The organism is Rhodopirellula bahusiensis, from assembly GCF_002727185.1.
In the GTDB taxonomy this organism is placed as follows: Bacteria; Planctomycetota; Planctomycetia; order Pirellulales; family Pirellulaceae; genus Rhodopirellula; species Rhodopirellula bahusiensis.
Genome location: NZ_NIZW01000002.1, coordinates 173,548 through 197,225, shown reverse-complemented (window position 1 = coordinate 197,225; position 23,678 = coordinate 173,548). Strand labels below are relative to the sequence as shown.

15 protein-coding genes are annotated in these 23,678 nt (G+C 56.5%); 9 read left to right on the top strand and 6 right to left on the bottom strand.

Going from position 1 to position 23,678, the window contains the following annotated elements; translation table 11 throughout:
* Positions 1-79 precede the first annotated feature (79 nt).
* The 5 genes from CEE69_RS03520 to hisD all read right to left on the bottom strand — a co-directional run bounded on the left by CEE69_RS03520 (position 80) and on the right by hisD (position 7,301).
* A complete protein-coding gene (locus CEE69_RS03520) occupies positions 80-2,305 on the bottom strand; it encodes an NADP-dependent isocitrate dehydrogenase (protein ID WP_099259362.1) in 2,226 nt (741 codons plus the stop codon).
* 161 nt (positions 2,306-2,466) lie between these two features.
* Positions 2,467-3,861, bottom strand: coding sequence for a phytoene desaturase family protein (locus tag CEE69_RS03515; protein WP_099259361.1), 1,395 nt, complete (start codon positions 3,859-3,861; stop codon positions 2,467-2,469).
* 111 nt (positions 3,862-3,972) lie between these two features.
* A complete protein-coding gene (locus tag CEE69_RS03510; RefSeq protein ID WP_007325818.1) occupies positions 3,973-4,224 on the bottom strand; it encodes an acyl carrier protein in 252 nt (83 codons plus the stop codon).
* Between the two features lie 368 nt (positions 4,225-4,592).
* Complete coding sequence (locus CEE69_RS03505; protein ID WP_099259692.1) at positions 4,593-5,852, bottom strand: beta-ketoacyl-[acyl-carrier-protein] synthase family protein; 1,260 nt, start codon at positions 5,850-5,852, stop codon at positions 4,593-4,595.
* Positions 5,853-5,936: 84 nt separating this feature from the next.
* Positions 5,937-7,301, bottom strand: a complete 1,365-nt coding sequence (gene hisD / locus CEE69_RS03500; RefSeq protein ID WP_099259360.1) for a histidinol dehydrogenase — start codon at positions 7,299-7,301, stop codon at positions 5,937-5,939.
* A 106-nt stretch (positions 7,302-7,407) separates the two neighbouring features.
* Between hisD and CEE69_RS03495 the strand changes: the two genes are divergently transcribed.
* From CEE69_RS03495 to CEE69_RS03485, 4 genes are all read left to right on the top strand, one after another.
* Entirely contained in the window at positions 7,408-9,132 is a 1,725-nt protein-coding gene (locus tag CEE69_RS03495; protein WP_099259359.1) for a glycosyltransferase family protein, read from the top strand.
* Positions 9,133-9,495: 363 nt separating this feature from the next.
* Entirely contained in the window at positions 9,496-9,657 is a 162-nt protein-coding gene (locus CEE69_RS32345; protein WP_158230950.1) for a hypothetical protein, read from the top strand.
* Between the two features lie 105 nt (positions 9,658-9,762).
* Positions 9,763-10,953: a DUF1559 domain-containing protein gene (locus CEE69_RS03490; protein ID WP_099259358.1), complete on the top strand. Its 1,191-nt coding sequence runs from the start codon at positions 9,763-9,765 to the stop codon at positions 10,951-10,953.
* 109 nt (positions 10,954-11,062) lie between these two features.
* On the top strand, positions 11,063-12,595 hold the full coding sequence (locus tag CEE69_RS03485; protein ID WP_233214583.1) for a carboxypeptidase M32: 1,533 nt from the start codon (positions 11,063-11,065) through the stop codon (positions 12,593-12,595).
* Between the two features lie 171 nt (positions 12,596-12,766).
* Here the strand turns inward: CEE69_RS03485 and CEE69_RS03480 are convergent, their stop codons facing one another.
* Entirely contained in the window at positions 12,767-14,491 is a 1,725-nt protein-coding gene (locus CEE69_RS03480; protein ID WP_099259356.1) for a glutamine--tRNA ligase/YqeY domain fusion protein, read from the bottom strand.
* A 143-nt stretch (positions 14,492-14,634) separates the two neighbouring features.
* Here CEE69_RS03480 and CEE69_RS03475 point away from each other — a divergent pair, with 143 nt between their 5' ends.
* From CEE69_RS03475 to CEE69_RS03450, 5 genes are all read left to right on the top strand, one after another.
* A complete protein-coding gene (locus CEE69_RS03475; protein WP_233214581.1) occupies positions 14,635-15,666 on the top strand; it encodes a sugar phosphate isomerase/epimerase family protein in 1,032 nt (343 codons plus the stop codon).
* Positions 15,667-16,243: 577 nt separating this feature from the next.
* On the top strand, positions 16,244-19,417 hold the full coding sequence (locus tag CEE69_RS03470; RefSeq protein WP_233214580.1) for a type II secretion system protein GspD: 3,174 nt from the start codon (positions 16,244-16,246) through the stop codon (positions 19,415-19,417).
* Between the two features lie 666 nt (positions 19,418-20,083).
* Complete coding sequence (gene rpe, locus CEE69_RS03460; RefSeq protein ID WP_099259354.1) at positions 20,084-20,791, top strand: ribulose-phosphate 3-epimerase; 708 nt, start codon at positions 20,084-20,086, stop codon at positions 20,789-20,791.
* Entirely contained in the window at positions 20,788-21,369 is a 582-nt protein-coding gene (locus CEE69_RS03455; protein WP_099259353.1) for a histidine phosphatase family protein, read from the top strand. Before rpe ends, CEE69_RS03455 begins: the two co-directional genes overlap by 4 nt.
* 399 nt (positions 21,370-21,768) lie before the next feature.
* The gene (locus CEE69_RS03450) at positions 21,769-23,193 is read left to right on the top strand and encodes a Gfo/Idh/MocA family protein (protein WP_099259352.1); all 1,425 of its coding nucleotides are present in this window, start codon (positions 21,769-21,771) and stop codon (positions 23,191-23,193) included.
* Positions 23,194-23,678 lie beyond the last annotated feature (485 nt).

Genomic DNA, 23,678 nt, shown 5'->3' with positions numbered 1-23,678 from the left:
GATCGCGGGGGTTGCTCTCGGTGGAGGACCACCGAGCTATAGGTTGTTGTGAAAAAATTCGCGATGGAAGCGAACGACTCTAAACACCATCGATGATTGCGTTGAGAGTTGTGCTGGGTCGCATCGCCGCACAAGCCTTGACTTCGTCGGGATGGTAGTAGCCACCCAAATCAACCTCGACGCCTTGAGCATCATTCAGCTCGCCGACAATCTTTGCTTCGTTGTCTGACAAGGCTTTCGCGATCGGTTCGAAACGCGATTTCAAACCATCGTGATCGCATTTCGCCAAGGCTTCTGCCCAGTACAACGCTAAGTAGAAATGGCTGCCGCGATTGTCGAGTTCACCAACTTTTCGGGATGGTGACTTGTCGTTTTTGAGGAACAATCCCGTGGCATCGTCGAGCGTCTTGGCCAGTACCGCGAATTCTTCGTTGCTGGTTTTTTCAGCCAAGTCTTCCAGCGATACCGCCAAGGCAAGGAACTCGCCGAGCGAATCCCAACGCAAGTGATTTTCGCTGACGATCTGCTCGACGTGTTTTGGTGCCGATCCGCCGGCCCCGGTTTCGAACAAACCACCGCCTTCCAGCAACGGGACGATCGACAGCATTTTTGCGCTGGTGCCGAGTTCCAAAATCGGGAACAAGTCCGTCAAGTAATCTCGCAGCACGTTGCCGGTCACGCTGATCGTGTCTTTGCCCTCACGAGCTCGACCGCAAGCATGGCGAGTCGCAGCGGCGGGTTCCAAAACTTGGATATCCAACCCGGCGGTGTCGTGATCTTTCAGGTACTCATTGACTTTGCCGATCAAGTTGCGATCGTGAGCACGGTTTTCATCCAGCCAAAAGATCGCGGGTGCTCCGGTGGCACGCGAACGCGAAACCGCCAACCGTACCCAATCTTTGACCGCCACATCTTTGGTTTGGCAAGCACGCCAAATGTCGCCTTTTTCGACCTCGTGGCTCATCAACTCTTTGCCAGCCGAGTCAACGACGCGAACCTGACCGTCGGCGGGCACGCGGAAGGTTTTGTCGTGCGAGCCGTACTCTTCGGCTTTCTTAGCCATCAAACCAACATTGGCAACGCTGCCCATCTTGGTGACGTCGAAGGTGCCGTTGGCGATGCAGTCGTCGATCGTGGCTTGATAGACGCCGGCGTAGCAACGATCGGGAATGACGGCTTTCATGTCGTGCAACTTGCCATCGGTTCCCCACATTTTGCCACCAGCGCGGATCGCAGCGGGCATTGAGGCGTCGATGATCACGTCGCTGGGCACGTGCAAGTTCGTGATGCCTTTGTCCGAGTCGACCATCGCGATCCCGGGCAGGCTCGACTGAATCTCAACAAGCGTTCCTTCGACCAAAGCACGTTGATCGGACGGTAAGTCTTGCACCTTGGCGAACACGGACGCGAGGCCTTGATCGGGATCGACACCCGCGGCGGCCAGCACATCGCCATGTTCTTCGAACAATTGGTCGTACATCACGCTGACGCAGTGCCCAAACAAGATGGGGTCACTGACCTTCATCATCGTCGCCTTCAGGTGCAACGAGAACAGAACGCCGCTGGACTTCGCATCCGCGATTTGTTCGGCGTAGAACGCTCGCAATTGACGAGCACTCATGCGAGCCGAATCGACGATCTCGCCTGCTTTGACGTTGAGTCCGTCTCGCAGAACGGTGACGTCACCAGTGGAACCAACATGTTCGATGCGCAGGGTCTCATCGGAGTCCATGATCACCGATTTTTCGCTGCCATAGAAGTCGCCTTCGCTCATGTGAGCCACGTGCGACTTCGAATCAGCTGACCAGTCGCCCATCGAGTGCGGGTTCGCTTGCGCGTAAGCTTTGACCGGAGCGGCAACCCGACGATCCGAGTTGCCTTCTCGAAGCACTGGATTGACAGCGCTGCCGAGCACCTTGGCGTAGATCGCTCGGACCGATTTTTCTTCGTCCGTCTTGGGGTCCTGAGGGAAGTCGGGCAGGTCGTACCCTTGAGCCTGCAGTTCCGTGATCGCTTCGACCAATTGCGGGATCGAGGCGCTGATGTTTGGCAACTTGATCACGTTGGCGTGGGGCTTTGTGACCAACTCACCCAGCTCGGCCAACGCGTCGGGGACTTGCTTGTCCGCCGGCAATCGATCCGCGAATCCGGCCAGAATGCGGCCGGCCAAAGAGATGTCCTTGGTCTCAAACGACAAACCACTGCCGCTGGTGAAGGCCCTCAAGATCGGCAGCAACGAACGAGTCGCCAGTGCGGGAGCTTCGTCGGTGTGCGTGTAAACAATCGCGGCAGTTTCGCTGGGCATTCCAACCTCGTCTGGACAAAGACCCCGAAATCACGGGGATCAAGAAGAATTTGCGTCCGAAAGCCTGCGGCCCCCACGCTCAATTGTCAATGCCGGCGCGACCTCAACGGCAAACCTGCAACCAAAAACCGCAGACGAGGGCGTATGATCGTCCGAAACGATCAAACTTGAAGGCAGTGCCGGTTCGCCATGCTGATGCCGCTGACGATCGCACCCACGATGCCAACGAATCCTTGGTCGGTACCGCACAAGAAAACATTGGGCAGGTGCGTCGTTCCATCCAACTGCTTGTCAGGAGCACCATAGACGGCTCCGTTGTCGTGCCAGGTGAAACGGCGAATTGTTTTGGGCGTGAACACGTCCGTGTCGACGACGCGAGAACGAAAATCGGGCATGAACCGAACGGCCGATGCGACGGCATCGTCGTACTGCGTCACCTTCGCCGCCCGATACTTTTCCTCCGGCAACTCCGACCACAGATCGTGGTTGGCGAGCGTCGTGATCCGAACCACACCGTCGGGCAACTCGCCTTCTTCTGCGTCGTAGATGTAATTATTCGGGCTGCAGATGACTCCCGTTCGAGCATCACACAACGAATCGTCGGGGCGTTCCCAGTGGAAGTTCGGCGAATCGTTGTAGAACACGATGGTGCGATCGAACCCCAGTTCTTTCGGCTTGCAATCCAGCACGCTGATCGATTCGATGAACGACAACTTGCCAGCCTTTGCCACGTCTGGCTCGGTGATGTCGTCGCACATCCGCATGGTCTCGACCGTGCCCGCGGACGACAGAATTCGCTTGGCCCGCAGTTCGGTGCCATCGTCCAGCACAACGCCGACAGCCTTGCCGTCTTCGACGTGGATGTTGGAAACGCCGCTTCGCAATTTGAGCTCGCCGCCGAGCCCGCGAAATTTCCGAACCAAGTTCTTCAGGATGACTCGAACCCCTTTGTACGGACGCCCAAAACCTTCCAAGTAACAAGCTCGGAACATGATGCAGAACTGGCCAAAATCCATGTCGTTTTCGCGAGCGTTGCCGTACCACATCAGCGGGCACAACAGCATCTCGATCAACAGCGGATCAGACAGATGTTCCGCCATGACTTTGCGAGCCGAACGCATGAACTCGGGAGCGTCCCCGTCCATGTCGCTGTAGTCGAGCAGCGATCCACACAGGCTGCGGAAACCATCGATCTGATCGGGAAAGCGAGATTTGATTTCGCTCTCGAGCATCGCGATGTCATTGTTGAAATCCAACTCGACACCGGGGAATCGGATCGAGGATCCGTTCTGCTCGGCAAGCTTGAAATCTTCCCAGCTGAATCGCAGTTGCCGAATGAGCTTGGCCAGCGGACCTTTCTTGTCACCCTTGCGAGCGAAGTTGGTCATCGCGTGCAGCCCAACGTCGTAGTCGCGACCGCCCATTCGATAGAACGAGTTCAGACCACCGATCGTGTAGTGCTTCTCGAGAATGCAAACGCGTTGGTCAAAGTGGGCCAAGCGAATGCCGGCTGCCAGCCCGCTCATCCCCGCGCCGATGATGATGGTGTCGTACATACAGCGAAAGTGGAAAGGGGCTCAGTGTCACAGGACCACAGGCACGACCGAGAGCAGTTTCCCGAAGGCACACCCTGTGGTTCTGTGCCCCTGTGGTTCTTTCCGCTTGTCCTAAAGATCCTTCATCTTGGGTTCCAGGTACGTGACCGTGGAATGCATGCTGGCGAGGTGACCGTAGTCTTCTTCTGGAATTTGCACGCGGTGACGCTTGCGAAGCTCCATCACGATGTCCAAAAAGTCCATCGAATCCAGTTCCAATTGCTCGCGAAACGCCTTCTGGTCGTCCAGGTTGTCGAGGTCCTCATCGGGAGAAATGTCGTCGAGGATATCGATGATTTCTTGGCGAATTTCGGCAGGAGTCATGAAAGGAAGCAGGAATGCGAGAGAAACGGGATGGAGAAACGTCCGTGCCCCACCGTGGATCGGATGCCACGCGGGATGGAGTAGTTTCGACGGCATCGGGATTCGACACAAGGGGCACCACAGGTGGACTCCGCTCAATTGAAACGAGACAGATCGACGCAGAGAGGGGGAAAGTGGCTCAGGACCACAGGACCACGGGGATCAGTGGATCAAGGAACAAAAGGCCTCGTTCCGATTCACCCTCCCTCTGGGAGGGTCGAGCGAAGCGAGGGGAGGGCCGAGCACTGAAATTGCAAATTGACAATTGCAAAGTGCAAATTTGGAATTGGAGGTTGCTCGCGGTTGGCTAGCGGCGCGCGACTTCTTGATCAAACTCGGCCGACGATGACGACTGAATTGATGCCGAGCATCCCGAAGGAGTTGTTCAGGATGTAATCCACGCGAGGTTTCTCCTGGGGCTCGTTGAGAACCAAGCCCGGCAAGTCACACTCGGGATCCAGCTCATCGACGTTGATCGTGGGGTGCACGACTTGATCGCGAAACGCCATCAAATTGCCAGCCAACTCCAGCGAGCCGGCGGCTCCCATCGCGTGCCCGATGTAACTCTTTGTGTTGTTGATGCGAACATTCTCGCATTTTCCAAACACGCTTCGCAAAGCAGCACACTCTTGAATGTCGCCGCTGTTCGTTCCCGTCGCATGCGTGCTGACGATGTCGATCTGGTCCGCTTCCAATCCGGCTCGCTTGAGAGCCTTCTGAACGCATTGAGCTTGGCGTTCCGGGTTGGGCAACACAAAATCAGTCGCGTCCGTGTTCATCGCGTAACCAACCAACTCGCCGTGGATCTCCGCCCCGCGAGCCTTGGCGTCACTGAGTCGTTCCAGCGTGTACAAGCAACCGCCTTCCGCGACGACGATGCCGTTTCGCTTTTGGTCAAACGGACGAGAAGCGAGCGTCGGATCCGCGTGAGTCGCCAAAGCGTTCTGACTGTTGAAACTGGCAAAGATCCCAAACGTGTGAATGCTCTCGCTGGTTCCGCCCGCGATCGCCACATCGCACTCGTTCAACCGCAGCATCTGAGCACCCTGAATGATGCCAGCGTTTCCGGCGGCACAAGCGGCACCGATCGTGTAGTGCGGCCCGGTAATCTGCATGTTCAATGCAATTTCACCCGCGGGATTGTTCGCGACCGTGCGCGGATTGTGGTGGTGCGACCAACAACTCGTGTCGTAGTCGAACCCTTTGATCACGTGGATTTCATTTTCGGTCTCAACGTTGCCGTGTTCAGTCACGCCGACGTAAATTCCGACTCGATCCTTATCGACGTTTTCCCAATCCAACCCGGAATGAGCGACAGCTTCTTGAGCCGTGTAAACGCCGACGCTGCCAGCGCGAGTTCCCCGGCGGATGTCTTTTTTGGATTGATACTTCTTCGCGTCGAAATCGCAAACGCCCGCCAAAGTCTCACCGAAGTAGCGGATCTCATACGGCTGCACACCGCTGCGTTTTTCCAGCAACGCCTGACGAAACGTTGCCCAGTCGTTGCCGTTGGGCGATGTCAAACCGACGCCGGTGATGACAATGCGTTGGTCGTCAGGAAGCTGCGAGGCGAGGTTGGGGGCGATCACTGATGTTGCGGCCAAAATGGGCGATTGGTGCGTGGAAAGCGACTCAAAAACGTAGCAATCGGACCGCGTTTCCTCAACGGGCAATCATTCCGTTCGAATCGAAATACTGCGTGCGTGAGCCGTCAGGCCCTCTTTCTCCGCAACCGTGATCACATCTTGAGCGATTGCCGCCAGAGCCGATTGATCGAACTGAGTCACACTCCCGGACCGCAAAAAGCTGTTGGCCGACAACCCCGCCGCCCAACGGCACGTGCCTCCCGTCGGCAACACGTGACTGGGCCCAGCCGCGTAATCGCCCAAGGCCACCGGAGTGTGGTGCCCCAAAAATGCCGCGCCACTGTGCCGAATTTTCGCAATCAACGATTCCGGCTGGCGAGTCTCAATTTGCAAGTGCTCCGGCGCGAACGAGTCGGTCAATTCGCAGGCGTGATCGGCGTCGCGAGCCAAAACCAAAGCGCCGAAATCGGACAAAGCATCGCGAGCCAAATCGCCACGCTCGAGCTCCGCAAGCTGCCGAGCCAATTCCGATTCGACCTTTGCAAGCAACGACTCATCCCATGTGATCAAGATTGCCGATCCGGGCGAATGTTCGGCTTGAGCCAACAAATCCGACGCAACAAAAGCGGCGTCCGCAGAATCGTCCGCGATCACAATCACTTCGCTCGGCCCGGCAAACGAATCGATGTCGACGGTGCCGAACACGTGCTTCTTCGCCAATGCCACGAACAGGTTGCCGGGTCCGACGATTTTGTCGACCGCGGGCAAGGCATCGCATCCGTACGCCATCGCGGCGACAGCCTGTGCTCCTCCGCACCGATAGACTTCCTTGATACCCAGCTCGTAACAAGTCGCCAGCATGTCCGTGTTGTAAGCACCAAACGGGGTCGGAGGCGCGACCACCGCAATCTCATCGACGCCAGCAACCTGAGCCGGAATCGCCGTCATCATCACCGTTGATGGATAAGCCGCCGCACCACCGGGAACGCAAATTCCCACGCGAGGAATCGGCACGTAACGTTGGGTCAGCGAGACTCCCGGACGCGGCGTGATGGTGACATCTCGGTGCAAAATCGCGGACTGGAACGTGGCGATGTTGTCGCGGATTCGGCCGATGGTTTCGATCAGCTTCGGGTCCGCCGCGGCATGGGCGGCCTTCAAGTCTGCTTCCGGCACTCGTAACGTCTCGGCGGTCAACTCAGCACCATCGAGCGTCTGGGTGTACCGCAACAAAGCCTCGGTGCCTTGGGACTGAACGTCGTTGCAGATCGTTTCCACGACCTCGATCGGCGTCAGAGCCTTGCCGAACACTTTCAACGTCAACTCACGACCACGCGGACTCACCAAGTCCCCACGAGGACTCAACTTTTCTCGCAACGCGGCCAGCGTTTCCGCAGCTTCACACGAAGAAGGATCGCGAGCGTCAACGGTTTGGATTGAAAATTCAGGCACGGCAACGATGCGGAAAAGAACGAGGAAGGGATCGACGAAGTGGACTCGGCTGCGAAAGCCGGTCGGTCAGTTTACCGAGCCAACAACCTTGGGCTAGGCTTGGCCCATGAAACGCTTTTCCACGCCTGCTCCGAAGACAGCCGAAGCACGATCGCTTCCCGAAAAACGTCGCACCACCGCAATCGAGTGGGTGTGCGTGATCGCGGTCTTCGCCCTGACTTTCGCGTTTCGATGGCCGTTTTTGGCCGAAAGCTTTTGGATCGACGAACTTCACACGGCATGGTGCGTCGCCGACGGCTGGGACGAAGTGGCTCCACGAGCAAAAATGGGAAACCAGCAACCGCTGTACTTCTGGGCCCTTTGGATCTGGCAACAGATTCCCTGGCCCGAGCCTTTCGCCAGCTACCCCGTGGAAGTCCTGGCTCGGCTAACCAGCCTCTGGTGCGTCAGCCTTTCCGCAGCTCTGATCACCTGGGGATCCCTGCGTTACCACGGCAGCCTGCTGGCAGCGACGATCGCCGGCCTCTTTTTCGCGTTGGATCGCAATGCTGCATTCTTTGGGACTGAACTTCGGCCGTATGCCGCCGTCATCTTGGGCAGCACCGCCGCAATCCTTTTTGCCGCTCGAATCTGGACGTCGGCGTCTCGGACTAGAGCACGAGACTGGGTGGGGCTGCACGCAAGCGTCCTGTTTGCGATTTTGATGCACGTCACTTCCCTGGTGACGCTCGCCCCGCTCGTGATCGCACTGTCAGTGAGCGACTTGGTTCACGCCCACGGAAACCCCACTGAATTCAAACGACGCACTATTCGGCACGTGCTGTGGCTGGCGGGGTGGATGATTGTTGGACTGCTGATCGCCAATCATCAACGAGAAATCTGGAACCACCGGGATGCCTGGGAAGCTTTTGGCCGCCCTCGATCACTCTTCGCTCTTTGGAGCATGTGGCCATGGGTAGGGTGGACCCTCATTCCCTTTGCCTTCTATCTGCTCGGTTCGGCGACTCTGCCATTTCGAACCGGCTCCAAGTCGCAGTCGAACGATGTTTCGCCTGCGACTGCCCCCCCCGCTTTCCGCGTTCGTCCCGCTTCTTTTGCAGCTTTGACACTAAGTGCCCTGATGATCTCTGTGATTTCCGGATTTTTTTTGGCAAAATTTCTTGGGGTTCCAATCTGGCATCGGCGCTATCTGATCGCAGGTTTGCCGCTCGGCTGCATCAGTCTCGGTGCCTGGATCGCCGCTCTGAACCTTCGAAGACACTACGAAATCTTAGCGGCGTCAATTGCTTTCACATCGTTATTTACGGTCTTTTTCGCGCAAGGATCGATTTACTGGACCCCAGAATGGAGTCAGCCTGGACCAAATCGACCCTGGTTACCGCGAGTGACCTCCTACTGGGTGCATCGCGGCGAAGACTGGCGAAAAGCTCTTCGGTTGATTGCCGCAGAAACCACACCCAAAGACAAGGAAAACACGCTTCAGACCGAGCATCACGTCTGGATTGACGGCTATTTGATCGAGCAACCGCCCATTGTGGGAGAGGTCAAAAACGCCGATCTCGCGAACTATCTGACGTTTCCTGCCAACGGACCGTACTCGTTGGGTTCCGAAGCAAACCTTCATGCCTTGGGATCTCAAACGCCGGCGGAAGGATGGAAAAATGCGGTCCTTTCAAAATCCACCAACAATGCCCATTCAAGGCATTGGTTTCTCACGCGTTCCCTGTCATCAACGCAGCGAGAGGAACTCCAGCGATGGCTCCCCGGCACCCAACATCAAGGGCGTCTTGGACACCTTTATCTATTTTCAACGACAAACGGCCGGGACTGAAAAACGGCGTCTTCTCGATAGACTTCAAGGCCTCATCACTCGCCAGAAAATGTCACTCGAGGCCTAGTTCAAGTCTCGCAAACACCAAACAAACCCGATTCTTAGATTTCTTCTCAATCGGATGGCGGCCCCCAAGTTCGCCGGCGGATCTTTTCAAACCCAGACCGAGGCGTCTTCGCCGAGCTCGCTAGGTAAAACAAGACGACCATCCGGGTCAAAAATTCTCTTGCCAATGCGCCGAAAGGCTGTAACTTTGAGCCAAATGCAACGCGAGAGCACCTTCCCTTATCTCTAAATAGCGGGAAGGACCACCTTCTTGCGTTCGCAATCGCTCCTCACTCTTCCGAATGGTGGTTTTTCTACATGAGTACTCTTCCGCGACTTTCAGCTCTGATTCTGGTAGCGGTTTCATTAGCGATTACAGGCTGTCCATCCAGCACTTCGCAGACGGTGGCTGACCCCAACCAAATGACTCCCGAACAAGAGGCCGAACAACAGGCCTACCTCGAACAGATGGACCAGTAGCGATCGCAACCGATCCATCCCTCCCTTTTTTTCCCGGCTGCTGATTGCTTGAGGCGTACTTGGCAATTTCATCAGCTTTCTCGATGTCTTTAGAGAATTTTCCCCATGAGCAGCAAGAAAAGAGGAGCCTTCACGCTGGTGGAGCTCCTGGTGGTGATCGCCATCATTGGCGTTTTGGTGGGGCTGCTGTTGCCCGCGGTCCAGGCCGCTCGCGAGGCGGCACGCCGAATGAGTTGCAGCAACAACTTCAAACAGATGGGACTTGCGGTCCACAACTATCACTCGGCATTCAATACATTGCCGCAGCAGATGACGGGAGCGAACTACACGACCACGGCCGACTCCGCATTGACGCAACGCTTGTATCTGAGCGGCCTGGTCGGTTTGACGCCGTTCATGGAACAACAAGCGATCTGGGACGTTGTCAGCAACCCTTACCAAACTCCTGGCGGAGGCATGCTGATTAACCCAGGACCTTGGCGGACAGACTTTCCACCTTGGATGACGAACATCCCCACCCTTCGCTGCCCCAGCGACCCAGGCGTGGGACTGCCAGCACTCGGCCGATCCAACTTTGCTTTTTGCCTTGGCGACGCGATTGAACTGGTTCACTCAGGTGGTCGCAACGAACGCGGCAACTACGAAGATGGCGGTATCGCCACCGGGCAAGCTGGCATCAAAGGCCGCGCGACCGGAAACAACACCAACTGGGCAGCCCTGGCTCGAGCTCGAAACCGAGGGATGTTCTGGGCACGGCATCAATTGAAATTCCGAGACTGCCTTGACGGATTGTCCAACACAATCGCCATGGGTGAAGTGGCGACGACAATCGGTGCTCGCGAATTGATCGCTGAGTTTCAACTCAACGCGGGGATAGACGTCATCACCAATCCAGCATTTTGCGATCCCGGAGTTGATCCAGCCCGTCCTCAGTTCTGGCTCCCCGATGCTGATCTGCCCGGCAACTTGGGCGGCGGGAACCAAATTCGTGGTGGACGCTGGGCCGACGGTCGAATCCAGTACACCTCGTTCCAAACCATCAAGCCACCAAACTCGCTGAACTGCTTTTCGGCTGATGACGCCAGCCAAGGCATCTCGTCGTGCAGTAGCCGGCACCAAGGTGGTGCTCACGTCTTGCTAGGCGACGGTGCCGTCAAGTTCATCACCGACAGCATCGATGCGGGAAATCAGCAATCAACTCCGCTGATTGATGGTAGCCAAAGCGTCTACGGCATCTGGGGTGCACTTGGTACTCGAGCGTCCAAAGAAGTCGTCGATACGGGCGACATTTTCTAGGTTGACGTAGAATACCAACTCGCTGACCTCGGCTTGCCAAACGCCAGCGAACATGGCAACGTCCCCGGCACATTCATTTGTGCCGGGGATTTTTTATGGAGTCATCTCGATGAGCCGAACGACCGACGATCACGCTGCCACCTTCGAATCGCTTTGCCAAACTTTTCGCGATGCGGCCAAACTGTCCACCACCGCGGATTTGCTGGAATGGGATGAACGCACCGGAATGCCACGCGGAGGAGCGGACTACCGCGCCGAACAAGTCGCTCACCTGCGCGGGTTGGTGCACACCCTGCAAACGGCCCCGGTCATCGAAGAGCAACTCGCTTCGCTTGCGGACTGGGACGCAGCATCCGATCCGCACAGTGACATCGGAGCGACGTTGAAATGTCTCGCCGATGATTACCGCCGGCAATGCAAACTGCCCAGCGACCTGGTCCAACGCACCGCATCATGTTGCGTTCGCGGCCAAGGGCAATGGGACGCCGCTCGCAAAGCCGACGACTATTCGATGTTCCAGCCCGTGCTGGATGAAATGCTTTCGCTCAAACGGGAAACTGGCGAACTCCTGAAGACCGATGACCAAACGGTCTACGAAGCCTTGCTGGACGAATTCGAACCAGGTGCAAAAGCGGCCGCTCTCACAAAAACATTTGCCGACTTGCGAACCGAACTGGTGGCATTGATTGGCGAGATCAAAGACTCACCGCGACAAGTCGACACGTCGCTGATCACCCAGGAATTTCCTGTCGAAGCACAGCGAGCGTTCTCGCACGTGCTCGCCAAAGCGATCGGTTTTGACTTCAACCGAGGTCGGCTGGATGAGACTTCGCATCCATTTTGCACAACGATCGGCCCCTCTGACTGCCGCATCCTAACTCGCTACGAACCCAACTTTCTTCCGACCAGCATCTTCGGAACGCTGCACGAGGCGGGCCACGGACTGTACGAACAAGGCATGCGAGACGACTGGTTCGGATTGCCACCGGGAAGCTACGCGTCGTTGGGAATCCACGAATCACAATCACGAATGTGGGAAAACCTCGTCGGCCGAACGCTGCCGTTCTGGGAACACTTCACCCCGCAGATCCAACAACGCTTCCCGGCGCAATTGGGCAATGCCACCGCTGCGGAATTGCATCGCTGCTTCAATTCCGTCTCGCCATCGCTGATTCGCGTCGAAGCCGACGAGGCGACGTACAACCTGCACATCATCGTACGATTTGAACTGGAACAAGCCCTCATCAGCGGCGAGCTATCGACGGATGATTTGCCGGTCGCATGGGCGGATGCTTACGAACAAGTCATCGGGGTTCGCCCACCGTCGGCCGCCGATGGCGTGCTGCAAGACGTCCACTGGAGCGCGGGCTTGATCGGGTACTTCCCGACTTACACGCTGGGGAATTTGGCCGCGGCACAGTTGTACGATGCTGCCAAAGAATCACTCGGCGACATTGATGCAATGGTTCGGGAAGGGAACTTTGCACCGCTACAAGAATGGTTGGTCAAGAACGTTCATCAGCTCGGACGAACGCGAACCGCGGACGAACTGGTCGAACAAGCCAGCGGCAAACCGCTCTCCGCCGAACCGCTGATCCAAAGCCTGCGAACCCGCTACAGCCAAGTCTACGACCTCACCTAAAGAGTGGCATAGGCTTCCAGCCTGTGATCCGCACTGAACGATCACTCAACAGGCACCGAGCAATCTCGGCGCCTGTCCGCCATGCGAACGAGTCCGAATTCTGGCGAATTCGGCTACGGCAAACTTGCTTCCAAATTCTGGCGGATCCGGCCACGGAGAATTCCTGGCGAGCTACTTCTTCCCCTTCGCCTCGATCTTTCCCCAAGTATCACGCAACGGAACGATGCGATTGAAAACGAGCTCGCCATCGGTCGAATCGGGATCGACGACGTAATACCCCAGTCGTTCGAACTGCACGCGATCGCCCACGGCGGCCTCCGCCAGTGATGGTTCCACATGGGCGGTTAATGTCGTCAGTGAGTCTGGGTTCAAGTGATCCAGGAACGATCCCGTGTCCGAGGACGCATCCGGGTTTTCGACTTTGAACAGACGGTCGTAATTGCGAACGGTCACCTTTCGGGCATGCTCACGACTGACCCAGTGGATCGTGCCTTTGACTTTGCGACCGGAGGTGTCTTCGCCGCTCTTGGTTTCCGGATCGTAGGTGCACAAGACTTCGGTGACATTCCCATCGTCGTCCTTCACCACGTCGTGACAATCCACGATGTAGCCGGAACGCAAACGAACCGAACCGCCCTTCTTCAATCGGAAGAACTTGCGAGGAGCCTCTTCGCGAAAATCTTCGGTCTCGATGTACAGCTCACCACTGAATGGAATTTCGCGGCTGCCGGCGGATTCGTCTTCGGGATTGTTGATCGCGTTCATCTTCTCGACTTTGCCCTCGGGCCAGTTCGTGATGGTGAGCTTGATCGGATTCAAAACCGCCATCCGCCGCGACGCGACCGAATTGAGGTGTTCGCGAACTGAGTTTTCCAAACGAATGACATCGATCGTGCTGTTGAACTTGGCCACACCGATATCGGCGCAGAACGCACGAATGGACTCGGGCGTGTAACCGCGACGACGCAAACCGACCAAGGTCGGCATTCGAGGATCGTCCCAACCGGTCACGTGGTTTTCCTTCACCAGTTGCAAGAGTTTCCGTTTGCTCATGACGGTGAAAGTCATGTTCAGACGAGCGAACTCGATTTGGCGAGGATGATGGATGCCAAGGTTCTCGCAGTACCAATTGTAAAGCGGCCGATGGTGCTCGAACTCGAGTGTGCAAATCGAGAATGTGATCTTTTCCAACGAGTCCGATTGACCGTGTGCCCAGTCGTACATCGGATAGATGCACCACTTGTCGCCGGTGCGATGGTGAGGCACGTGCGTGATCCGGTACATCACCGGATCACGAAGATTGATGTTCGGCGCCGCCATGTCGATCTTGGCTCGCAACGTCTTCTCGCCGTCCTTGAACTTGCCAGCCTTCATCGCTCGCAAGAGCTCCAGGTTTTCTTCCGGAGTGCGATCGCGATGCGGTGAGTCTTTACCGGGTTCGGTGAGCGTGCCGCGGTAGGCACGAGTCTCTTCGGCGTTCAAGTCGCAAACGTAAGCCTTGCCGTCTTTGACCAGTTGTTCCGCCCAATCATAAAGTTGGTCGAAGTAGTCGCTGGCGAAATGCAAGTTGTCCCACTCAAACCCCAACCAACGCACGTCGTCTTGGATGGACTCAACGTACTCGGTGTCTTCTTTGACGGGGTTAGTGTCATCAAATCGCAGGTTGCATGTGCCGCCCATGTCTTTGGCCAAACCAAAGTTCAGGCAAATACTTTTCGCGTGTCCAATGTGGAGGTAACCATTGGGTTCCGGCGGGAATCGCGTGGCAACTCCGTCAAAGCGTCCGGCTTCCAAGTCAGCATCAATCGCTTGGCGAATGAAGTGCTTCGACGGCGTTTTATCTGGGGTGGCCGAGTCGGATGGTTCGGGTGCGTTCACGTCAATTCGCCGGTTCAAAGGATCAAGGGAGATCGCATTGTGACGCGATTGCCAAAACGTTGAAAGGGTAGGATTTGCGGCCAATCCACAACGCTGACATTCGGTTCGGTTACGCTGGTTCCACCCTCCATTGACCCTGATGTTGAAAAGGAACCCGCCTCGTGAAATCCCACCCCAAGTCCAACTCGAAACCTGCCGTCGATCGTCGTGAGTGGCTGAGCTACGCCGCATTTGGCAGCGCCGCCATCGCCGCGGGATCGTCGCAAGCCACCACAATCGCGACCGCTGCGCCTTTCAAACAATCACAACCGAAGTATCAGTTCAAAAAGTCGATCAACCTTTGGGCGTTTCCCTACCCCGATAAGATGTCGCTGAAGGAATGCTTGCAGCTGGCCAAGGACGCCGGGTTTGATGGCATCGAGCTGAACTACGATCTCGACAGTGACCTGTCACCTAAATCAGGAACCAAAGAATTCACCGAGATCCGCAAGATGGCCGACGAGATCGGCATCGCGATCAGCGGTCTGTGCTCGTTTCTGTTTTGGCCGTATCCGCTGACCAGCAACGATCCGGCCGAACGGGCCCGTGGGATGGAACTGGCGAGCAAGATGACTCAGGCGGCACACGATCTGGGCACGGAAAACTTGTTGGTCGTCCCCGGTGCGGTTCACATGCCTTGGCGTGAAGACCACGACCCAACGCCCAACGACGTCTGCGACCGGCGGGCTCGCGAAGCCATTGGCAAACTGCTTCCTCAGGCGGAGAAGTTGAACGTCAAACTGAACATGGAAAACATCTTCTTCAACGGTTTCTTGATGTCGCCGATGGAGATGGCTGAGTTCGTCGACAGTTTCCAAAGTGATCACGTGCGAGTGCACTTCGATACCGGCAACATCATGGAGTATCAGTTCCCGGAGCATTGGATTCCGATCCTGGGCGATCGAATTCAGAACGTGCACTTGAAGGAGTACACCAAGAAGGGATCCGATCACTCGCTCGAAGCGTTTCGTCCGCTGCTGGATGGCACGACGAACTGGCCGGCCGTTTTGAAAGCCTTCGACACGATCGGCTACGACGGGTATTTGACGTTCGAGTACTTTCACCCGTACGCGCACTTCCCGGAAGCGTTGATCTACCAAACCTCCGATTCGCTGGATCGAATGCTGGGGCGAGAGCGTCCCAGGTTGGCCTGATCACCACCATCTGAACGTTCGCAGATTGACTCCGCCGGATCGATCGACGCGTGATCAATCCGGCAAACTGCGTGAATCCGCATTCATCGAGTTTCCTGCGGGGAAGAACGATGAATGCGACTCTGCCCGATCGCGAATCTAGCGATCGTCACGGCCTTTTCGGGGGTCTTCGCTGCCGGATCCTGCCGCTCTCAGATTTCGGCCGACAGTTTCATGCGTGAATCGCATTTTCCGGTTGACAAAAATTCGATTTGATCGGTCAAAGCCGTGTTGACACTGGTTGTCCGCAATTCGTATTGCCAACCTCGCTAGGAAGGTTTTCGTGCTGACTCATTGGGTGTTTTCCGTCACGAGGATGGAATTCGACCGGGGAGACCAGTTCGAAACGCGGAACATTTCGATGTTCACGGCCGACAACCAGTCCACCTGAGGTGAGCCTGGGCGAGAGCTTTCCTGCACTTTATGGATTTCATGTCTCACGCGAAGAAGGAGAGTCGCGTTGAACCGCTCGTATCATCCGCCAAGGCGGAACCGGTCGTGTCCCGAGGGACAGACCAAGGACGAAATGGGTCATTCGATGACCGCGCCGACCAAAGTTTCCGCCAAGGAGACATTGTTGTCGACGCTGGAATCTCAATGGCGACACAAGGTCACCCGGCCGCTCGTGTCATTGTCCATTGCTTCGTTGCTGTCGACCGCGGTCGCAGTCCCGAACGCATCGGCCCAGTTCTCATTGCCTCCCGCCGACTCGTCCGCGAAAGCTGCTGCGACTTCGAAAGAAACGCCTGCTTCGTTGCCGTTGGCTATCCGTCGCACGGAAACGTTGCGATTGGTTGCCGCCGGTCGAGCCGCGCTGGACAAAGGCGATGTAAAGAATGCTTATTTGTCGGCCAACCAGGCCCAATCCTTCGGATTGAAAGAGCATGAATTCCAACCCGGCGACGCTCGTCCGTGGCAATTGCTTCTTGATACTCAAGCCGCCGCTCGCCGGACCGGTTTGGATCTGAACGCTTTGGCCAAGGAAGCCGCCAACCCGATCATGCAAACCAGTGGTCAAGCCACTGCCGGAGCACCTTTCATGGTGCAACAAGCCGGTGGTGCTAGCTCGGCTCCCGGTGGCATCTCGCAAGTTCAAGCAGCAATGCCGCTTGGGAATTCCGATGGCGACCGTCTGTTCCGTGAAGGAATGGACCTGCTGTCGCAAGGCAAGAAAACAGAAGCACGCCAAGCGTTCGTCAAAGCATGGACGTTTGAGTCCGAGCTCGACACGCAAACTCGTCGTGCACTGCAAGACAAGTTGACGTTGTTGCAACCGTCTCGCTTGCCTTCGCCAACCGCTGGCCAACCTTTGTCCGCGATGGACAAAGCGGAACTCGAAGCCCAACAGCAAACCCGTCGACTGTATCGCGAGATCACGACGGAATTGTCGAAGGCCAACGAGAAACGCACCACCGCACCAATGGATGCCGTCGACGACCTCGAACGTCTTCGTCGTCGCGTGGATGGTGCCAGCATTGATGAAGCATCCAAGGCATCGCTGGCGGCCATGGTCGACCGTGCGTTGTCGGATCAACGAACTTATGTCGAACAGCATCGCGCCGAGATCCAACTGGACCTCGCCAACGAAGCGGTTCGTTCCGAAATGGCAACCGACGCAGCGAAAGAAGTTCGCATCGACGATGAAATTTCATCGCTGGTCGAGACCTTCAACGACTTGATGGACGATCGTCGCTTCAACGAAGCCGAAGTGATTGCCAAGCAAGTGGGTGAGCTGAAACCTGGTTCGCCCATCGCTCAAAGCATGTTCCACAGCAGCCGCATGGGCGTCCGCATCCAAATGGATGAGGAAATCAAAGCGGGTTCTGAAGACGGCTTTGTTCGTGAAATGCTGGCCATCGGTCAAGCAGCTGTGCCTGGCGATCCTGACCGCCCGTTTGCCTTCCCCGAAATTCGTTCCTGGGAAGAACTCTCGCGGAGACGTTTGCAAGGCAACGCTGAAACCAGCCTCACCCCTCGCGAACAAGAGATCAAACGCAAACTCGCGACGGAAGTCGAAGTCAAATACCGTGACCGCCCACTCGGCGAAGTCCTGGATGACTTGTCAAACATGACCGGCGTGCCGATCGTGATCGACAACCGAGCCTTGGCCGCGATTCGTTTGAACCGCGAGACCCCGGTTTCGCAGAATATCTCCACGCGAATCTCGCTTGAGAGTGCTCTGAACATTATCTTGGGCGATCTCGACCTGACTCACGTCATCGACAATGAAGTGTTGAACGTGACCAGCAAAGACGCTCGTCGATCGATGGTCATTCCTCACACCTATCGAGTCGCTGACCTCGTCACACCGATTCCAAACTTCGTCGCGGGTTACGACGATGGTTTGCGTGGTGCGTTGCGAAACGCCTACCAAATGATCAACCCGCACACGGACGTTCAAGTTGTGCCTGTCTCGGCGTCGGGATTGGGTGCTTTTGCCGGCAACAATTCCACCGGGTCGATGAGCCCCAACATGCTGGGCCAGTACAACACTGGTGGCAGCTACGGTTCGGCCGGAGGCTTGGGTTCGCCCAGCGGAATGGGTGGTTTGGGTGGTCAGTCGATGGCTGACTTCAGCCAACTGATGCAGTTGATTCAAACGACGATTGAACCTGAATCGTGGGAAGCCCTCGGTGGCGTCGGCACGATGGCACCGTACCCACAAAACTTGTCGCTGGTTGTCAGCACGACCAGTGATGTGCACGATCAGATTGTTGACTTGTTGGAATCGCTTCGTCGTCTGCAGAACTTGCAGATCACGATCGAAGTTCGCTTCATCACATTGTCTGACACGTTCTTCGAGCAAATCGGCATCGACTTTGACTTGCAGTTCGATGACAACGCACCTGGTTTGCCAGGCGATGACAGCGGACCTGAAATCACGATCGGTTTGGACGCCGATGGAACGCCAACGGCTGACCTCGACATTCGATTCGACAACAACAGCAGCGGTGTGACACCACCCTTTGGTGCTGACCCTGGTGCGATCTCGACCCTCGGGTTTGCGATCTTGAGCGACATCGAAGCTTACTTCTTCTTGCAAGCCGCTCAGGGTGACAGTCGTACGAATGTGATGCAGGCACCTAAGGTGACGCTGTTCGATGGTCAGATCGCGTCGATCCAAGACCAGACATCGCGACCGTTTGTGACCAGTATCGTTCCAGTCGTCGGTGACTTTGCCGTCGCACAGCAGCCGGTCATCGTCGTTCTCGACGAAGGCACACGACTGAACGTGCAAGGTGTTGTTAGTGAAGACAAACGATTCGTTCGCCTGACGCTGATTCCAACCTTCAGCCAAATTGGCGAAGTCAACGAGTTCACCTTCCAAGGCAACTCGACGACTCGCAACACCAGTAATCGCAACGTTGACACCAACGGTGACGGCGTGATCGATGAAGAAGACGAACAAGAAGAAGAAAGCGTCACGCAAGGCACGACGGTTCAGCAACCGACGTTTGCCATCACCACAGTCAACACGACCGTGAGTGTTCCCGATGGCGGCACGATTCTTCTTGGTGGGATCAAACGAATGAGCGAAGGCCGCAACGAACGTGGCGTTCCGTTCCTGAGCAAGATCCCTTACGTCAGCCGATTGTTCCGCAACACCGCGGTCGGTCGTCAGTCGAGTAGCTTGATGATGATGGTCACACCTCGGATCATCATCCAAGAGGAAGAAGAGATCGCCCAAACCGGATTTGATCCGGGTCGCTGATCTCTGAGTAACCCTGCACCGAACGATTCGGAAGCGTCCTTCCGCTTTCGAGTCGGGTGAATCGGGTTCACTGCCTTCAAGACATCGACGGCTTCAAGACATCAACGGTCGTCGCGAGTTCTTCGGAACACGCGGCGGCCGTTTTTTCGTGCGCGGTGACAGACTGCATTTTCCAAGGCAATTCGCCCCGGCAAGATGCAAACCTGGCGGCAAATCGCCTGGATCGGGAAATTCACCGCATGCGAGAGCAAATTTTTACGGAGGATTCGCCGCCATTGCAATTGCTAGCAAATGCCGGTTGTTTTGAATTTCCGTGTTGCGGCCGCCATTGTGGCTTGGGGAACTCCCCCTGAGTTTGGCCTGCCAATTGACAGCTACACCGGGACTTGATCAATCTGTTGCCCCATCGATGCAATCGTGTGTCGTCAATTCGCATTCAGCCCTCCGATCGGATCGGTTCTGGCTTGTGAAACTTGGCACGGCGATCGCATCACACCAACGCAACGTGGGCATTTGGCTGCCAAGGCAGCAGGGTGCAAGCGAGAGACGAAGTGAGACCGGTTTTGCCGTGCTTGTGGAGTGTTCTCGGTTGAGCGTCTTCGGACGTTTCCATTGGCCACCAGGCCGGACCTGCGTGGTGAATCCATTCCCCGATGAGACAACTGTATGAGCCGAGCGAAGCTCGATTCCATCCGTGCCGCTGGGCCGGCAATTTTGCCGAGCCTTTTGCAATGCGATTTTGGTGACTTGCGCACCGAGGTCGAGAAGCTGACCGCTGCGGGAACGCGCGTGTTGCACTTGGATGTCATGGACGGCCACTTTGTGCCCAACCTGACCTACGGCATGCCCATTGTCGAAGGCCTGCGTCGTCACACGGACTTGCCGCTGGATGTTCACTTGATGATCAGCGACCCGATTGCCTATGCGCAACCGATGGTCGATGCCGGCGCGGACCTGCTGACGTTCCACGTCGAAGCCGTTGAAGACTGCGTCGAAACAGCCGGCAAAATTCGAGACATGGGCGTCGGCGTTGGTGTCGCAATCAATCCCGACACGGACTTCGCCAAGCTGGATTGCTGCCTCGATTCAGTCGACATGGTGCTGGTTATGAGCGTCAACGCTGGGTTCGGCGGTCAGAAATTCAATCCGGTTTCGCTGGATCGTCTGCGAAGCCTCAAAGAACGCAAGCCAGACCTGCTGCTGGAAATTGATGGCGGCATCAAAGCTGAAACAATCGGCGACGCTCGTGCGGCCGGTTGCGATCTGTTCGTCGTCGGCTCCGCGATTTTTGGACAGCACGACTATGAAACAGCGATCAACGAACTGACCCAAGCCATGCATGGCTCGCCTCCTCAATCAGGAGTCCAGTCATGATCTCACTTTGGCCCAAAGCAGCATCCAAGCTGGTTTTAATTCGTCCCGGCGCGACCACCTTTGATGAACAAGGTCGCATGAAGGGCAATCTGGACATGCCCCTGTGCGAACGCGGTCGATTGCAAGCGGAAGCCCTGGCCAGTGAATTGGCGGGCATTCGTTTGAACGCGATCTACTGTGCACCTTGCCAATCCGCAGTCGAAACAGCGACTTGCATCGCCAAGGGTCGCGACTTGCGACCAAAGGTGATCGACGAGTTCCGCAACGTCGACCATGGTTTGTGGCACGGCAAACTGATCGAAGAAATTCGCCGCAATCAACCGCGACTGTATCGCGAATTGTGCGACACACCCGAGTCGACCTGTCCTCCCGGCGGCGAACCAATGCTCGAAGCAGCCCACCGAGTTGGCAAAGCCGTGCGTCGCATCTTGAAACGCAATCGCAACCATGTCGTCGCCTTCGTGATCCCTGATCCATTGGCGTCGCTGGTCGCTAGCCAGCTGAAGGACGAAGCATTGCCTCAGATCTGGAAAGTCGAAACCGACGCTGGAAACTGGCAGTTGATCGAGACGTCCTGATTGGAAATCTGCCTCGACAGCAACGATTCTCAGGCAGACAAAACCAAGCCGCCTGAAAAAAGTTAGCGGCCAAATCCCGAGAAAACACAAACCAGTGAGCCGCTTCTTCACGGAGGCGGCTTTTTTTGCGCGGTGGCATTCACTCTCGCAAAACCCCGTTTGCGTGAAATGAGCCTCAATTGAGAAGATTTCCCGCCGAATCGACGCTGCGATCGTTCTTGCGGAAAGATTGTCCTGGCTCTATTGAGTTGTTAATCTAGGCGCTCCGGTGAAGTACAATTCGATCCACGGATCTCCGCCGCCCGTCGCGTTTGTCTACGATATCTTGTTGCAAACCGATGCAATGGCGACTCACCGGATCGCCCACCTACCACTTCCTTCCTTTGGAACTGTTTGTCCATGACCTCGAAAACAAACCGCCGTCGTTTCATTGGCCAATCGGCCGCATTGACCGCGGGCGTCGGCTACTTCGCCGGCACCAGCGTTGCTCAAGAAGAGTCGACCTCCGCCCTGAACTCATTGTCGGCAGCCTGCATTGGCGTCGGCGGCAAAGGTGGTAGCGATACCAGCCACATCGCCAATCAAGGCGTGAACATCGCTGCATTGTGCGATGTCGATCGCGACACGCTGGCTAAGAAAGGTCGCGAGTTCGCTGACGCAGAACAGTTCGATGACTTCCGCGAAATGCTGGACAAGATGGGCGACAAGGTCGACATCGTGACCTGCAGCACGCCTGACCACACGCACGCGGCGGCATGTGTCAAAGCGATGAACATGGGCAAGCACATCTACTGCCAAAAACCCATGACTTGGTCGATTCGCGAAGCTCGCTTGATGCGAGAAACCGCTGAGAAGACCGGCGTGATCACGCAAATGGGCAACCAAGGCACCAGCGAAGATGGTCTTCGCGAAGCTGTGGAAGTCATTCAAAGCGGCGCGATCGGCGACGTCAGCGAGATCCACATCTTCAGTAACCGTCCCGTGTGGCCACAAGGCGGCGGACGTCCTGCCGGCGAAGACCCCGTGCCGGATTCGCTCAACTGGGACGCCTGGATCGGCCCAGCCCCGATGCGTCCGTTCGTCAAAGGCGCTTATCACTCGTTCAACTGGCGTGGTTGGGTCGACTTCGGCACCGGTGCTCTCGGTGACATGGCCTGTCACACCACCAACATGCCCGTTAAAGCTCTCCACCTCTGGGATCCAGTCGCGGTCACCGCGGTGAAGAACCCTGGCATCGTCGAAGGCGAACAGTATCCCGGCAGCAGCTCGCTGATGTTCGAATTCCCAGAACGCGAAGGTGCCGATGGCAAGACGTTGCCACCTTGTAAGTTCTACTGGTACGACGGCGGCAACCTGCCACCAGAGAACATCATTTCGCAATTGCCTGCTTCGTTCCAAAAACGCGTTCAAGCTCAACGCGATGGCGGACGGAAACAATCCGGTGCGGTCATCGTCGGCAGCAAAGGCCTCGTGTTCTCACCCGACGACTACGGAGCGAAGTACTACCTGCTTCCAGAAAGCAAGTACGTCGACTTCAAGAAGCCGGAACCTTGGTTGCCTCGCATCCCATTCAAAGCAAGTGGCGACGAGCGTCACAAATGGGAATTCGTCAGCACGATCAAGGGCGAGTACGAACCCGGCACAATGTCGAACTTCGGCTACGCTGGCCGCCTGACCGAAACCATCTTGGTCGGCAACTTGGCCATGCGTGCGGGCGAAGGCCAACGCATCGAATGGAACGCGAAAGACTTGACCAGCCCCAACGTGGAAGCGGTCAATCAATTCGTTCAGCGAGAATATCGCGATGGTTGGGAACTGGGCTGATCCGCCTCCCGGCTGATTGAGCCAATCAGCGAATGACAAATGCAAAGAGCCCGGTATCCACCGGGCTCTTTTTTTGTGCTCGCCACGTCACCGGCGACCTGCCCATTCCAATCCATCGCAACGCCGGACGCATAAGTTGTGAAGTTGCGTTTTTTCCTCGTATGGCCAACGGCCTCGTTCAACATAACCAGGGGCATCGCCCCTGGAGCAGAAAAACACGGTCCCATTTTGGCCAACGGCCAAATTCAATTCAAAACGTTTGGGTTGATGTTGGCCGTTGGCCAACAAAACCGAATGCAAAATCACAACCCGAACGAGTCAGCGAGGGACCACACTGAGTCCAGCCAAGTAGGCCAGGTCTCACCTGGCAACCAACCGATGCTTTGGTACAAAGCGAGGCGTCTAGCCACCCCACAACACTCAACGCAGCCCATCAATCACCCAGCCAGGTACAACCTGGCCTACACACAACACACCCAGGTTCA

Excerpts from the sequence above, each read along its gene's own strand:
- CEE69_RS03520 (WP_099259362.1), bottom strand. The coding sequence starts at position 2,305 with ATGCCCAGCGAAACTGCCGCGATTGTTTACACGCACACCGACGAAGCT.
- CEE69_RS03515 (WP_099259361.1), bottom strand. The coding sequence starts at position 3,861 with ATGTACGACACCATCATCATCGGCGCGGGGATGAGCGGGCTGGCAGCC.
- CEE69_RS03510 (WP_007325818.1), bottom strand. The coding sequence starts at position 4,224 with ATGACTCCTGCCGAAATTCGCCAAGAAATCATCGATATCCTCGACGAC.
- CEE69_RS03495 (WP_099259359.1), top strand. The coding sequence starts at position 7,408 with ATGAAACGCTTTTCCACGCCTGCTCCGAAGACAGCCGAAGCACGATCG.
- CEE69_RS32345 (WP_158230950.1), top strand. The coding sequence starts at position 9,496 with ATGAGTACTCTTCCGCGACTTTCAGCTCTGATTCTGGTAGCGGTTTCA.
- CEE69_RS03490 (WP_099259358.1), top strand. The coding sequence starts at position 9,763 with ATGAGCAGCAAGAAAAGAGGAGCCTTCACGCTGGTGGAGCTCCTGGTG.
- CEE69_RS03485 (WP_233214583.1), top strand. The coding sequence starts at position 11,063 with ATGAGCCGAACGACCGACGATCACGCTGCCACCTTCGAATCGCTTTGC.
- CEE69_RS03470 (WP_233214580.1), top strand. The coding sequence starts at position 16,244 with ATGACCGCGCCGACCAAAGTTTCCGCCAAGGAGACATTGTTGTCGACG.
- rpe (WP_099259354.1), top strand. The coding sequence starts at position 20,084 with ATGAGCCGAGCGAAGCTCGATTCCATCCGTGCCGCTGGGCCGGCAATT.
- CEE69_RS03455 (WP_099259353.1), top strand. The coding sequence starts at position 20,788 with ATGATCTCACTTTGGCCCAAAGCAGCATCCAAGCTGGTTTTAATTCGT.
- CEE69_RS03450 (WP_099259352.1), top strand. The coding sequence starts at position 21,769 with ATGACCTCGAAAACAAACCGCCGTCGTTTCATTGGCCAATCGGCCGCA.